The organism is Undibacterium sp. Di27W (assembly GCF_049340345.1).
Lineage (GTDB): Bacteria > Pseudomonadota > Gammaproteobacteria > Burkholderiales > Burkholderiaceae_D > Undibacterium.
Window position 1 is genome coordinate 1 of the sequence record NZ_JBMPOS010000021.1, and the last position, 13,958, is coordinate 13,958.

12 protein-coding genes are annotated in these 13,958 nt (G+C 53.3%); 5 read left to right on the plus strand and 7 right to left on the minus strand.

What is annotated here, in order from left to right; translation table 11 throughout:
• Nucleotides 1-291: hypothetical protein (locus tag ACO0LF_RS28425; RefSeq protein WP_423020269.1), on the plus strand; the 291-nt coding region annotated here is incomplete at its 5' end.
• Between the two features lie 88 nt (nt 292-379).
• On the opposite strand, the gene ACO0LF_RS28430 is transcribed toward ACO0LF_RS28425, so the two are convergent.
• The 4 genes from ACO0LF_RS28430 to ACO0LF_RS28445 all read right to left on the minus strand — a co-directional run bounded on the left by ACO0LF_RS28430 (nt 380) and on the right by ACO0LF_RS28445 (nt 5,725).
• Nucleotides 380-2,041, minus strand: coding sequence for a sulfatase-like hydrolase/transferase (locus tag ACO0LF_RS28430; protein WP_423020271.1), 1,662 nt, complete (start codon nt 2,039-2,041; stop codon nt 380-382).
• Nucleotides 2,042-2,099: 58 nt separating this feature from the next.
• Nucleotides 2,100-2,915 carry a metal-dependent hydrolase gene (locus ACO0LF_RS28435; protein ID WP_423020273.1) on the minus strand — a complete coding sequence of 272 codons (816 nt, stop codon included), beginning with the start codon at nt 2,913-2,915 and terminating at the stop codon, nt 2,100-2,102.
• A gap of 9 nt (nt 2,916-2,924) precedes the next feature.
• On the minus strand, nt 2,925-4,595 hold the full coding sequence (locus tag ACO0LF_RS28440; RefSeq protein WP_423020348.1) for an AMP-binding protein: 1,671 nt from the start codon (nt 4,593-4,595) through the stop codon (nt 2,925-2,927).
• Between the two features lie 359 nt (nt 4,596-4,954).
• On the minus strand, nt 4,955-5,725 hold the full coding sequence (locus ACO0LF_RS28445) for a hypothetical protein (RefSeq protein WP_423020275.1): 771 nt from the start codon (nt 5,723-5,725) through the stop codon (nt 4,955-4,957).
• A gap of 224 nt (nt 5,726-5,949) precedes the next feature.
• Here ACO0LF_RS28445 and pgeF point away from each other — a divergent pair, with 224 nt between their 5' ends.
• Complete coding sequence (pgeF, locus tag ACO0LF_RS28450; protein WP_423020277.1) at nt 5,950-6,726, plus strand: peptidoglycan editing factor PgeF; 777 nt, start codon at nt 5,950-5,952, stop codon at nt 6,724-6,726.
• Here the strand turns inward: pgeF and ACO0LF_RS28455 are convergent.
• Nucleotides 6,723-7,619: a LysR family transcriptional regulator gene (locus ACO0LF_RS28455; protein WP_423020279.1), complete on the minus strand. Its 897-nt coding sequence runs from the start codon at nt 7,617-7,619 to the stop codon at nt 6,723-6,725. The genes pgeF and ACO0LF_RS28455 overlap by 4 nt on opposite strands.
• Nucleotides 7,620-7,712: 93 nt before the next feature.
• Here ACO0LF_RS28455 and ACO0LF_RS28460 point away from each other — a divergent pair, with 93 nt between their 5' ends.
• The 3 genes from ACO0LF_RS28460 to ACO0LF_RS28470 all read left to right on the plus strand — a co-directional run bounded on the left by ACO0LF_RS28460 (nt 7,713) and on the right by ACO0LF_RS28470 (nt 11,534).
• Nucleotides 7,713-8,693: a sodium-dependent bicarbonate transport family permease gene (locus ACO0LF_RS28460; RefSeq protein WP_423020281.1), complete on the plus strand. Its 981-nt coding sequence runs from the start codon at nt 7,713-7,715 to the stop codon at nt 8,691-8,693.
• Nucleotides 8,694-8,772: 79 nt separating this feature from the next.
• Nucleotides 8,773-9,264, plus strand: coding sequence for a (2Fe-2S)-binding protein (locus ACO0LF_RS28465; protein ID WP_423020283.1), 492 nt, complete (start codon nt 8,773-8,775; stop codon nt 9,262-9,264).
• Nucleotides 9,261-11,534 (plus strand): molybdopterin cofactor-binding domain-containing protein, encoded by a 2,274-nt coding sequence (locus ACO0LF_RS28470; RefSeq protein WP_423020285.1) that lies wholly within the window; start codon nt 9,261-9,263, stop codon nt 11,532-11,534. The genes ACO0LF_RS28465 and ACO0LF_RS28470 overlap by 4 nt, the downstream gene beginning before the upstream one ends.
• A 148-nt stretch (nt 11,535-11,682) precedes the next feature.
• Here ACO0LF_RS28470 and ACO0LF_RS28475 read toward each other — a convergent pair whose 3' ends face one another.
• Both ACO0LF_RS28475 and ACO0LF_RS28480 read right to left on the minus strand, forming a co-directional pair.
• Complete coding sequence (locus ACO0LF_RS28475) at nt 11,683-12,333, minus strand: polar amino acid ABC transporter permease (RefSeq protein WP_423020287.1); 651 nt, start codon at nt 12,331-12,333, stop codon at nt 11,683-11,685.
• Nucleotides 12,330-13,958 carry a transporter substrate-binding domain-containing protein gene (locus tag ACO0LF_RS28480; protein ID WP_423020289.1) on the minus strand — a complete coding sequence of 543 codons (1,629 nt, stop codon included), beginning with the start codon at nt 13,956-13,958 and terminating at the stop codon, nt 12,330-12,332. Before ACO0LF_RS28480 ends, ACO0LF_RS28475 begins: the two co-directional genes overlap by 4 nt.

Sequence of the window (13,958 nt, forward strand, 5' to 3'; positions counted from 1 at the left end):
ACAGCAACAGCAACAGCAACAGCAACAGCAACAGCAACAGCAACAGCAACAGCAACAGCAACAGCAACAGCAACAGCAACAGCAACAGCAACAGCAACAGCAACAGCAACAGCAACAGCAACAGCAACAGCAACAGTAACAGTAACAACAACAGTAACAACAACAGCAACAGCAGTAATGCGACGTCCGGTGCTATTACTTGACGTGTGTATTGCACATAAAAAAAAGCGAACAGCTTGCGCCATTCGCTTTAAAGAGCCTTATCACGAAGAACCTGTTTACGATCTGTAGCGAGCGGGCGTCAGCGGGTTGAAGAGCCGCGCATGAGGCCCGATCACGCTCGCGCAGTAAGATCGTAAGCAGGTTCTAAGGCCTGCTTTCAATTTGCCCAGTAGGTATACTCATCATTCTTGTCGCGCGGCTGGTCCAGGGTTTTGTCTATGTAGATAGGGGCGGCAACCAGGGATGGCCAGAGCGATGCAGGCATGCTGGCGTGGTGTTGTTGCAGTATGAGTTTTAACTCACGCAATTTTTCTGGCTGCAGTGCGGCCAGGTTGGTTTTTTCCGTGGGGTCGGTTTGCAAGTTGAATAGCCAGTCTTTTTTGGGCAGCTCGGATGAAATCAGTTTCCAGTCCTGGTAGAGCACGGCGCGGTAGTCGCCGTCGCGCCAGAACAGGGGGCGCTGGGCTTGTGTGGCAGGCTGGCTGCCCAGGAAGGGCAGGAGGTTGACGCCGTCTATGATACGGCCATTGGGCAAGGGGGCTCCAGTGGCTGCGGCGATGGTGGGTAGCATGTCGATGTTGGAGACGGATTGCGCATAACGCTGGCCAGGGGCGATGTGGCCTGGCCATTTCGCCATATAGGGTACGCGTATGCCGCCCTGGAAATGGGTCAGTTTCCAGCCACGGTAAGGGCGGTTGACTTCCGGCAAACCTATATAGCCGGGGGCACCGTTGTCGCTGGAAAAAATCACCAGGGTATTGTCATCCAGGCCTTGTTCGCGCAGGGTTTGCAATATCCTGCCTACACTGCGGTCTATAGAGCGCACCATGGCGGCGTAGACACGCTGGCGGTGATCTTTGATACTGCTCAGTGCGTCGTAATCGGCCTTGCTGGCTTGTAACGGCGTATGTACACCCCAGTGTGCCAGGTACATGAAGAAGGGGCGGTTACGGTTTTTCTTGATGGCAGTGACGGCTTCGTCAGTGAAATAATCGGTCAGGTATTTGTTGGGCTCAAACCATTTTCCACCGTTATAGCTGACACCAAAACGCATGTTCGGCCACAGGAATTTATCGATAGGATCAAAGTCCTGTTTGGAATTGACCACGTCAGGACTGTTCTGCGGCAGATAGAGGCCGCTTTCCATGAACAGGCTTTCATCAAAACCCTGGTTGTTCGGTCGCATGTCTTTGGTGCTGCCGAGGTGCCATTTGCCGATGTGGATATTGTGGTAGCCGCGTTGCTTCAAGACTTCTGCGATGGTGACTTCAGACGCGGGCATGCCCAGGTCATCAAAGTCTTTCATCTCTGTGATTCTTTCTTCATTCAGGATGGTGGGATGCAGTTGGTCGGCCTCGGTATTGAGCTTAGTCACTACCCTGGCCATGGCACCCGGCAAGGGCGTGAACTCTACCCCAAAACGCCAGGGATAACGGCCAGTCAGCAAGGCCGCACGTGATACCGTGCAGACGGCAGCACCAGAATAGCCTTCAACAAAATTGACACCATCACGGGCGATGGAATCAATATTCGGGGTGGGTGCCCCCAGCCGGGTATAGCCGCCACCATTGGTGCTGACATCATTGATGCCCAGGTCATCTGCCAGGATGATGATCACATTCGGCAGACGAGGGCTAGTACTTGCGGTTTGCGCTGACCCATCCATCCACTGCACAGGCCTGTAAGCTTCACGCGGATGCTTGATATCGGTGTACCAGCCCAGTGAATAACGCAGGATACTGATGCGATTGAGATACAGCGTGCCAGCGGCGACGGCAATAAAGCCTAGTGTTACCAGAGTTGCAGATTTTAATTTCATGCCAGATTTTTTGTAGATGTGTTTTATGCAGAGCTTGCTCGCGATTATTTCAGTACGGTCAGCCTACCACGGCAAATTGCCCAGCATTATCCGCCAGCCATTGCTGCGACAGGCTGGCATCATGCTGATCGGGATGAAAGTCCGTGGCCAGATAGTCACGCCATGCCTGGCGATTGGCACTGATGATGCCATCCCTGCCAAATAGAAAACGCCAACCACTGCGCCAGGTAGCAAAATTGAAAAGTGCTTTGTCATGCCAGAGATTGCGCATGGTCTGGTACAGCACATCCGTCATGAATACCATGGTGATATAGCGAAATACCTTGATGCGTCTGGGATAGTCACCGCCTGCGGCCTGATAGATATCATAGGCGGTGCAGCGATGCTCGGATTCTTCTGCACTATGCCATAGCCACATGGTTTTCAATCTGTCTTCACTACCCTGCAAGGCATGTGGATGACGCAGCATCCAGTTCGCCAGGATGGCGGTGAAATGCTCAGTTGCTGCCGTGGCTGCCAGATGCAGGCGCACATCGAGATGGGCATTTTTTTCCAGGCGTCGCAAGGCCCGCCTTTCTATGATATTCGGAAAGCCCAGTTGCTCCAGATGGGCATTGAACAGGCTGTGTATGCGTCTGTGGGTTGCCTCTTGTCCTACGAAACCACGCACTTCCTGTTCATGCTTTGCACGTGCTGCATCTGGCAAAGTCTTCAAACCTGCTTTGACAGAATCGATGAAGTATTGTTCACCCACAGGGAAACTCATCGACAAGGCATTGAAGAATGCAGAGCGAAAGGCATCTCCGCCATTCCAGCGTGCCGGTATAGGAGCTGCCAGATCAATCAGCAAACGGCGGACGACAAGTTCAGTCATGATCTTTCCTCAGTCCAGGTTACGCAATTCACGGCGCAATATCTTGCCCACATTACTCTTGGGCAGTTCGGCGACAAAGCGTATTTCTTTGGGGATTTTATAGCCTGTCAGATGCTCGCGGCAGTGGGCCAGCAAGCTTGCTTCATTCAAGGCGGGGTTCTTTTTGACGACAAAAATTTTCACGACTTCGCCAGCATGGGCATCGGCCTTGGCGACGGCGGCCACTTCCATGACATCTGCATGCATCATGACGACTTCTTCAATTTCATTGGGGTAGACATTAAAACCGGATACAAGGATCATGTCCTTCATCCTGTCGACGATTTTCAAAAAGCCCTGTTCATCCATGATGGCGACATCACCAGTGCGCAGATAACCATCGGCAGTCATGACCTTGGCGGTTTCTTCCGGGCGCTGCCAGTAACCCTGCATGACTTGCGGGCCGAGTACGCATAATTCGCCAGCTTCACCAGGGGGCAATTCCTGCCCGTTGTCATTGCGTATTGATACATAGGTCGAGGGCAGGGGCAGACCTATGCTGCCGCTGTATTCTTTCATGTCCAGCGGATTGACGGTGACCGAAGGCGAGCACTCCGTCAGGCCATAACCTTCCACCAGTGGCGAGCTGGTGACTTGCTGCCAGCGCTCTGCCACCGGCCTTTGCACCGCTGTGCCACCACCTATGGCAAAGCGCAACTGGCTGAAATCCACCTTGGCAAATTCAGGGTCATTCAACAGGCCATTGAACAAGGTATTCACCGCAGGCAAAGAGACAAAGGGATATTTGGCCAGTATCTTGACAAACTCAGGTATCTTGCGCGGATCAGCCACCAGCACATTGGTGCCACCCAGGCCAACAAAGCCCAGGCAAGAACCAAGGGCAAAGATATGGTAAAGCGGTATCGCTGTGATGCTGGTGATTTCTTGCGACTTATCGAGGAAAGGTGCGCTCCACAATTCCCCCTGCTTGGCATTGGCGAGTATATTCAGATGACTGAGCATGGCTCCCTTGGACACGCCCGTCGTGCCACCGGTATATTGCAGGAAAGCCAGCTCATGGGGTTCTACCCTGACAGTACGATAATCACTCGCCTTGCCCTGCGCCAGTACATCCAGAAAACTGACATGCCCAGGCAGTTTATAGGGCGGCACCATTTTCTTGACTTTGCGTATCAGGAAATTGCCCAGCATGCGCTTCACAGGCGGCATCATGTCAGCCAGACCAGTGACGATCACATGTTTGACGCTGGTATTGGCAATCACCTTTTCCAGGGTATGGGCATACAGCTCCACCACGACCATGGCGACTGCACCGCTATCCTTCAACTGATGTTCAAGCTCGCGCGGCGTGTACATGGGGTTGACATTCACCACCACATAGCCAGCCCGCAAGAGGCCAAACAGGCAGACCGGGTATTGCAGCACATTCGGCATCATCAATGCCACCCGTGCCCCCTTGGGCAAATCAAGCTGGTTCTGGAAATAGCTGGCCAACTGCCGCGACAGCAGATCAAGCTCATCATAGGTATAGCTGACGCCGCTGCTGCCGCTAATGAAGGCACGGCGCTTGCCATATATCTTGACGGCTTGCTCAAAATACTCACCTATCGAAGTCAGCGCTGCCACATCGATATCCGCCGGTACCCCGGCACTATAACTGCGCGTCCAGATCCTCTCCACCATCAGCAGCCTCCATATTGGATTTGTTTTCAATACAGTAGTGTATTGAAAACTGGATGTCAATGGGAATTGTGTTGCACAAAGGGAAACGGGATGTCGACAGCGTTTTTGTGGGAGATGATGTGATGGCAATGAGATGGGACAGAATGACCGCGTTGGTGCAATGGGTCAGAGCCAAGGTAGGGCGGAGGAAAGCGCCAAGGTCGCTCGCCGTTGTAGGAGCGGCTTCAGCCGCGAATCTCCGATGAAGGATATGCCCAGTCTTAAGATGAGTCTGGGTAACTAATGTTCGTGGCTAAAGCCGCTCCTACCAAACAATAATTGATCCTAATCCATTGCCAAGACGTAGTCTCAGCATATCAATCTATCAGCGTCTTGACCAGAATACGCCCATCCGGCATCTTGCCCTCTTGTCTCAGCATGATCTGGCCTTGCTTGGCAAACCAGAATTTGGCCACCGACCCGGGACGGTTGTAATCACTGGTCACCAGCCAGCAATCGATATTGCCAGTGGGCCCGGCTATGCTTTCTTCGCCCGCCACTTTGAATGTGTAGTAAGTCGGTGCAGTAGGGCTGCCGGGATGGTAAAAATTGACCCTGGCTTCATAACCCGGCGCTAGCGGCAGGGTCTGGAAAAATTCCAGGTCGGTTTCAAAATTGTAGCTGGGTTCAGCAGATGGCATGAGGAAGTCTTTCTGGCTATTCTCTGCCAGGTCTTTCATGCCTGTGATTTTGTCGGCGCTAAACAGAAAGCCTTCGACCAGGTGCTTGCCGTCTTTGTCGGTGATACGTTCGTGGCTGATGGGTTTGAAGCTGGGGAACTGCGCCCATGAATCCAGGCGCTTGGTGGTCGCAGGGCTGCCCGCCGGATTTGCTGCTCCATCCCAGCGCTGGCGGATACGTATGCGTCGCTCGCCATCCTGCTCAACAATTTGTACCTCACGCGACCAGATATCCAGCGGTGTATTGCTGTCGCCATCCTTGAAATAGCGCAGATAATGATGCGTGCCTGCTTTTAACAAAGTTATGCGCGACAAGGTTTTGCCGGGAGATAAAGTTTCACTGGCAGCCTGAGCCTGGCTGATGCAGGCAAAGAGCAGGGCCAGGGCAGGGAATACAATTGATCGCATGATAGTCTCGCTGGAATACTTAATACTGGGATCAGACTTATTAGTCACAACTAAGTTCCTGCATAGATGCAGAGGGACGGGGGAAACAGTGGCTGCTGCATTAGCACCGGTAGGAGAGGCAATGGCCGCGAATATTGAAAATGCCTGATATTAAATAAAAGCTTCGCGGCTGAAGCCGCTCCTACAAAACAGTAGTGGGTATTAAAAAGCAAAACCTGTTGCACATGCCGGACAAAAAACTCGCTAAACTCTTGCTCTCAATGAATTTACCGGAGCCAGCCTTGCATTTTAGTCATCACAGCCATCGCAGCCACCATAGCCAACACCATAGCAACATTCTCTCCAGCATCCCCGGCATACATTATGGCTTTGGTAATGCCCGCAATTTCGTTCCGGCCATTTTGAGCGAGTATTGGGATACCGTGCCCAACAAATTGCAAGTACATGGCATGCGTGTGGTGGAAGTGACCGAAAAGTCCCAGCAGTGCGGCGATGCGGATGCTTTTTTCACGCGACTGCCCGGCATACCAGTGACCGTCATCACTGCAGATTGCGTGCCTGTCTTGCTGGCCAGGCGGGATGGCAAGATGATAGCCGCCGCTCATGCGGGCTGGCGCGGCATCGTCGGTGGTGTGGTACAGGCGCTGTGGCAAGAACTGGCAGCTCAGGGTGAGCAGCCGCAAGACTGGATAGCGGCCATAGGGGCGCATATAGGTCCATGCTGTTTTGAAGTCAGTGAAGAGCTGGCGGCGGATTTCGTGCGGCAATTTCCTGACCTGGATGCCGCAGCGATTAACCCGCGTTATCGTCACATCGACTTGAATGTACTGGCACGCCGCGCCTTGCAGGAAATTGGCATTAGCGAAGTTGATCATGCCGTGCCATGCACCATGTGCAGCAAGACAGCAGAAGGCAAATATGTCTACCGCAGTTACCGTCGTGGTGACCGTAATTCTTTTCAGCATTCAGGGCTGGTGATTTTGCCTCGATCAAATTACTAAGTCTTGTCTTGCGCATGCTGGTTCAGATAGCCAAGAAAATTGCTGGCGATTGGGGACAAGCGTTTACCATGCAGATGGACGATATACCAGTTCGACATGATGGGGAAATCTTCGACGTCCAGAACGGTCAGGTTTTGATCTGTCAAATGATCGCCCAGCGCATGGCGTGACAGGATGGTCAGCCCCATGTCTGCCGCTATCGCTTGTTTGATCGCCTCGTTGCTACCCAGCTCCAGTCTGACCAGGGGGGTGATCTTATTTTCGCTAAAGTAGTGCTCACATGCCAGCCTGGTGCCAGAACCTCGCTCACGCAGGATAAAGCGCTCTTTTAATAATTGCGCAAATTGCAGCCTGGTTTTTCCCGCCAGATGATGGTGCAAGGGCGCAACGACGACCAGTGGATTTGGCAAGAATACTTGTTTGACGACGTCAATATCTTTTGGAGGCGTAGACATGATATAGATATCGTCCAAATTGTTTCTTAAACGCTCAACGACGCCGTCACGGTTTTGCACTTCGAGCGCAATATCTATTTCTGGATATTCCCTGCAAAAATCGCCCAGCATGCGGGGGATAAAGTATTTCGCGGTGCTGACCACGGCCACGCGCAAGCTGCCCTCGGTCAATCCTTTCATTGCAGCGATTTGTTGTTCAAAGCTGGCCCATTCATGCGCCAGAGTGCGGGCGGTGCTCGCCAATTCTTCGCCTGCTTTGGTCAGATACAATTTTTTGCCTATGACTTCATATAAGGGCAAACCTATGCTGTCTGTCATTTCTTTCAGTTGCATGGACACCGTGGGTTGCGTCACATGACAGGCGCGTGCAACAGCACTGATGCTGCGTAGCTCTGCCAGGCGTACAAAGATCTGCAATTGTCTAAAGCTAATGTTCATAGGTTTTTATCTATGATTGTATTCAATGAAATTGATTTTACCTTATGATTGCCTGCGCTTACCATGCCTGCCATCGATATACTTAAGGCAGATATGCAGAGCTTACTTGACCCAGCCATCCTCTTCTTTATCTTTGGCATCCTGGCTGGCTTGATGAAATCAAATCTGGAGATTCCCTCACAGATTGCCAAATTTTTGTCACTTTATTTACTCATGGCCCTGGGTCTGAAGGGCGGATTTGCGCTGGCGCATTCTGGCCTCAACCTGCAACTGGTGACCAGTCTGGGGTGTGCGGTCGCATTGGCGCTGATTGTTCCCGCCTTGTCTTACCTGGCCTTAAAGCGAATTCTGCCAGCCCTTGACGCCGTCGCTGTTGCTGCGACTTACGGTTCTGTCAGCGCAGTCACGTTTATCACAGCTGTACAGTACATGGATACTCATAGTTTGCATTATGGTGGTCACATGGCGGCGGCAATGGCACTGATGGAGTCGCCAGCGATTCTGTTTGCCGTGATCCTGGCAAACACATTGCGCAAGCGCCGCGCGACTGCTGCCGCGGATGAGGATAGGGCTGGTACTGTACCCACGTTAAGCAAGATATTGCACGAGTCTCTGACGGATGGCGCACAGTTACTATTGCTAGGGGCCATGCTGGTGGGCATACTTTCCGGTGAGGCAGGCAAGGCATCGATGCAGCCATTTTCTGGCGACCTGTTCAAAGGCATGCTGGCGTTCTTTCTGCTTGATATGGGCTTAAAGGCTGCACGCAACCTGGAACAGGTGCGTGGAAAGTCCCCCTTGCTGATTGCCTATTCTTTGCTGGCGCCGCTGGTCCATGCCGGAATTGCGCTGATCCTTGCGGCCCTGTTCAGCGTGCCTGCAGGGGATGCTGCACTGTTGATGGTCCTTGCTGCCAGCGCCTCCTATATTGCAGTGCCGGCTGTTTTACGCTTTGCTATTCCTGAAGCCTCACCGGCACTGTATTTGGGTATGTCACTGGGGCTGACTTTCCCATTCAATATTTTGCTTGGTATTCCTTTGTACGTGAGAATCGCTCATAGTGTGTTGATTTGAAACCGACTCACCTGATTTGCTTAAAAAGCATACAATCTGGCATGCTTGATTAGACTTGTTCAACTTTAGCGGACTCAGCATGAGCAAACATGACTTGAATATCAACGGCAAGATGCAAGCAGTGGATGTTGCCCCGGATACACCTCTGCTATGGGCGCTGCGCGACAGCCTGAACCTGGTCGGCACAAAATATGGCTGCGGTGTGGGGCAATGTGGTGCCTGCACCGTGCATATCAATGGTGCGCCTACCCGCTCTTGCCTGGTGCCGGTATCTGCCCTGAGCAAGCAAAAGATTACCACCATAGAAGGCCTGGACGCCAAGGCCATGCACCCATTGCAAACTGCATGGCAAGAACTGGACGTACCGCAATGCGGTTATTGCCAGGCAGGGCAGATCATGACGGCTGCCGCCTTGCTCAAAGACAAACCCCATCCTACTGATGCTGATATCGATGCTGCCATGGGCGGCAATCTGTGCCGCTGCGCTACCTATATACGCATAAGAGCTGGCATACACAGGGCGGCTGAGCTGGCGAATGGCAAGAGTGGCAAGAAGAAGGTGACGAAATGAATAAGCGCGAGAATAGCTCAGCACAGCCAGAAGCCAGTTCCCCGGCACGTCGTGACTTTTTGCGCATGTCAGCATTCACAGGTGGCGGCCTGGTATTGGCCTACCTGGGTACTGGTGACAGTGCGCTGGCCCAGATCAGCAAACCGGTTGCACTGTCATCTACCGACTTTGTCCCGCATGCCCTGATACGCATAGGCAGCGATGGTACTGTGACCTTGGTATCCAAGCAGCCTGAGATAGGCCAGGGTATCAAGACTTCATTGCCCATGGTGATCGCTGAAGAGCTGGAAGTGAACTGGAAAGATGTGCGCATCATCCAGGGTGATCTTAACCCGGCCTATGGCAGCCAGGGCGCAGGTGGTTCGACTTCTACGCCAACGAATTACAATGAATTCCACAGGCTGGGTGCCACGGCGCGCACCATGCTTGTCAGTGCGGCTGCACAGACCTGGAATGTGCCAGCATCTGAATGCCACGCCGCCGACAGTGCCGTACATCACGCCGCCAGCCAGCGCAAGCTGACGTATGCAGCGCTGGCCGCCAAAGCTGCTACATTGCCTGTGCCAGATGCCAGGGATGTCAAGCTCAAAGACCCGGCGCAATTCAAATTGCTGGGCACGCGCATAGGCGGGGTCGATAATCCATCCATCGTTGCTGGCAAGCCCTTGTTTGGTATTGACGTGAAATTGCCCGGCATGCTGTATGCCGTGTATGAAAAATGTCCGGTATTCGGTGGCAAGCTTGTCAGTGCCAATCTCGATCATATCAAGGCCCAGCCTGGCATCAAGGATGCTTTCGTGATTGAGGGCACGGACAATCTGCGCGGCCTCATGCCCGGCGTCGCCATCATCGCCGAGACCACCTGGGCAGCCTTTAGCGCCCGCAAACTGCTGGAAGTGAAATGGGATGAAGGCAAGGGGGCGAATGCCAGTTGGGCAGACTTTACTGCGCAAGCCAAAAAACTGTCTACCCAACCCGGTACGAGCAGCTTGCGCAAGGATGGCGATGTTGCAGCCGCCATGAGCAAGGCGGCCAAAACGGTGGAGGCGGCATATAGCTACCCCTTTATCTCACATGCCAGCATGGAGCCACAAAATTGCACGGCTGCATATAACGTGCAAGACAGCAGCCTTGAAATCTGGGCACCAACCCAATTGCCAGAATCTGGCCAGGCGCTGGTGGCCGATGTACTCGCCATGCCCAAGGAAAAAATCAAGCTGCACATCACCCGTAGTGGTGGTGGCTTTGGCCGTCGCCTGAGTTCAGACTTTATCGTTGAAGCGGCAGCGATTGCCAAACGCGTCAATGCGCCGGTCAAGCTGACCTGGTCGCGGGAAGATGATATGCGGCATGATCATTTCCGTGCGGGTGGCTTTCACTTCCTGCGTGGTGGGCTGGATGACAAGGGCAAGCTCACGGCCTGGCATAATCACTTCGTCAGTTTTGGCAATCAAGTCATGCGGGATGGCAAGCCACAATTACAGGCCGGTAGTGGTGCCAGTTTGTCCGGCGATGAATTCCCTGGGCGCTGGCTGGAAAACTGCCTGCTGGAACAGACACTGATGGAGAGCCATATCCCCATGGGCCCCTGGCGCGCACCTGGCAGCAATGTGTTTGCCTGGGTATTCCATAGTTTTATTGATGAACTGGCCCATGCGGCTGGGCGTGATCCTATGCAGTTCCGCCTCGATATCCTGGGTGATAAAGAGATCGTGCCCGGCACAGGTGAGCGTGGCCAGCCCTACCATGTAGGCCGCATGAAGCGTGTCTTGCAGGAAGTAGCTGTCAAGGCAGATTGGGGTAAGAAGAAATTCCCGCGCGGCCAGGGCCAGGGCATCGCCTTCCATTTCAGCCATCGCGGCTATATTGCCGAGGTGGCCGAAGTCACCGTCAGCAAGCAGGGGGAACTCAAGGTGGACAGGGTGGTTGTGGTTACCGACATAGGTTCGCAAATCGTCAACCTCAGCGGTGCCGAGCACCAGGTACAGGGCTCAGTCCTGGATGGTATCAGTACCCTGATGTATCCCGAGCTTGATATTCAGCGTGGCCGCGTCGTGCAGGGTAATTTCAATGAATACCCCTTGCTGCGCATCAAGGACAGTTATACCAAGATTGAGGCACATTTCCTGAAGACGGATTTTCCGGTGACGGGTCTGGGTGAACCGGCGTTCCCGCCATTGGCACCGGCAGTGTGTAATGCGATTTTTGCAGCGACCGGCAAGCGCGTCAGGCAGTTGCCTTTGACGCATACGGATTTGAGCTGGAGTTAAGGGCCGAAATTTGCTTCTCGTAGGTTGGGCTACGCTTCACCAGCCCAACACTGGGCCTCAACAAACGTATACATTATTAAAACGCCGAGTGTTGGGCTGATACCCCGTAGCCCAACCTACCAAATTGCCCAAGCTACGATCTGTCCACTCAACTCTCCATCCCATACCGCAACTTCAATTGCCTTGAAATCCGCTTCATCAACAAGGTCAGCGGATAACAAAAACAAAAGAAGAACAAACAGGCATACAAATAAATCGGCAACATCAAACGCGTATTACCCGTCGCATTGATGACGGTATTGCAGCGACTGACGAGTTCACTGACGCCGATGATGGATGCGGTGCTGGATGCCATGACGATGATGAGTGCATAACTGGTCCAGCTGGGGATGAACAGGAAGGCGGCATGGTGGTTGCCTTTTTTCCATTCATCCATGGCGATGGTCAGGTTGTCACTGGTGAAGCCAATGACGGCGATCGCCAAGGCCAGCGCTGCCTTGATCCATACAGGGAAGCTGATGATGGTCTTGAAATAAGGCAGCAGGATTTCAGATGGCAGCATGAAGGCCAGGTAAAACTGGAACACGATAGTCGGTATGCTGCGTGAAAACTCAGTTGCCACCAGGCTAACTTTGACGCGGCGCGCATGGCTGGAGAGGCGCAGGGATGCCAGCATCCAGCCTATGCCCGTACCTATCACCATGGCGACGATGGATATCCAGATATTCATGGCAAAGCCACCCAGCAGATAGGGTGTCCAGGTCAGCAAGTGCTGGAAGATTTCCATTGCTTCCATCATGCTACCCTCGCCAGGATTTTTTGTTCCAGCTGGCGTATGACACGCACCACGGCAAAAATAATCAATAAGAAGGTCAACAGCAGGGCATTCATCATGACGCCGACATTGCCGCGCTCATTGATGATGGAAGTAGTAGCGGATAATAATTCCGGCACGGCGACCGCAGACGCCATCATGGTGGCCTTGGAGACATTGATCAGAGAAGCCGTGACTGAGCCACTGGCCAGCCTGGCGATGTGGGAAGTGTTGGCAAACCGCAGGCGGAATTCACCATGCTGCAAACGATAGGCGGCAGCAGCATCCAGCAAGGCTGTCATGACCCCTGCACCGGTATACACGCTGAGGCAAAACACCACCACACCAAAGGCTGGCAGCGCGATGCCGACAGTTTCACTGAGTATTGCACCCACGCCAAACAGCAGCAAATACATGCACAGCAGAGGCGGCGTCATGCGGCCCACTGTGCCCAGCAGACGTGCCGTGGCCGACAATAACCATACTCTGGATTCGGCAAACACCGCGCCGGCCCAGCCCAGCAAGAGGCTGCAAGTGATACATAAAACCGTCAGCGCCAGCGTCACCAGCAAACCATAAAAAAACTGGCTGCGGTCAAAGCTGTCATATACCAGGGTCAGGTTAATGCCTGTGGTTTCATTGAGCCATAAACCAAGTTGCGCCAGACCACCTACATCGGTCGATGTCAGGAAGACCTGGTTACGGCATTCTGCGCGCCAGCTGCCATCTGGCATGCGGTGGCAGAAGGCGCTATTGTCTTCTTCATTCTTTTGCCACAGTGCATGGGTATCTGTCAGGAACCTGGATGGGGCTATGCCCCAGGCTTTTTCTCTTTCCTGCAAAAAGCCGCTACGATGCCAGTCAGCGACGATATCGCCCAGCATTTTTTCAAACTCCGTGCCTTTTTCATCTTTGCTGATAGCCATGGCCCAGGGGGTGCTCAGGGTAGGTGGCAGCGGTGCCTTATAGCCCTTCCATTCGGGATTGGCGAGGTCATTGATGACGGCGGTATTGTCAAACAGATAGCCTATGCAGCGTCCATCCTTGACGGCCAGTTTGGCATCCCTGGCATTGTTATACATCTGCAATTCCATCAGGTAGCGCTGTTGCATGATGCGGTTGAAATAAGAGCCTTGCGTTGCGCAAACCGGGTGACCGCGGGTATCTGCCCAATCCTTGATATTGGCGGTAGGCGGCATGAAAAGCGTGACGCCAGATGCATAATAATTGGGCTCTATCATGGTGACGATCTGGCGGCGCTCTGCCGTGTCACCAGTCGTGGCAAGAACCAGATCGACGACACCTTCCTGTAATTTTTGCAGGCGGTTGCTGCCGGTAACACTGAGCTTGCGCAGTTGTACGCCCAGGCGTTTGGCGATATCGGCAGCCAGGTCATGCTCGAAGCCTTCTGGCACGCCATTGACATCCAGCATGCCAAAGGGCGGGTAATCGGTTTTGACGCCGACGACGATTGCGCCACGTTCGCGTATCAGTGTCAGTCTTTCACTTGCTACTGGGGGTTTTGTTGTCTGGGCCTGAGCGGTCATGAAAAACAGCATGAGCAAGAGCAGGCTGTAATAGAATTTTATTTTTCTTGGATACGTCATCAT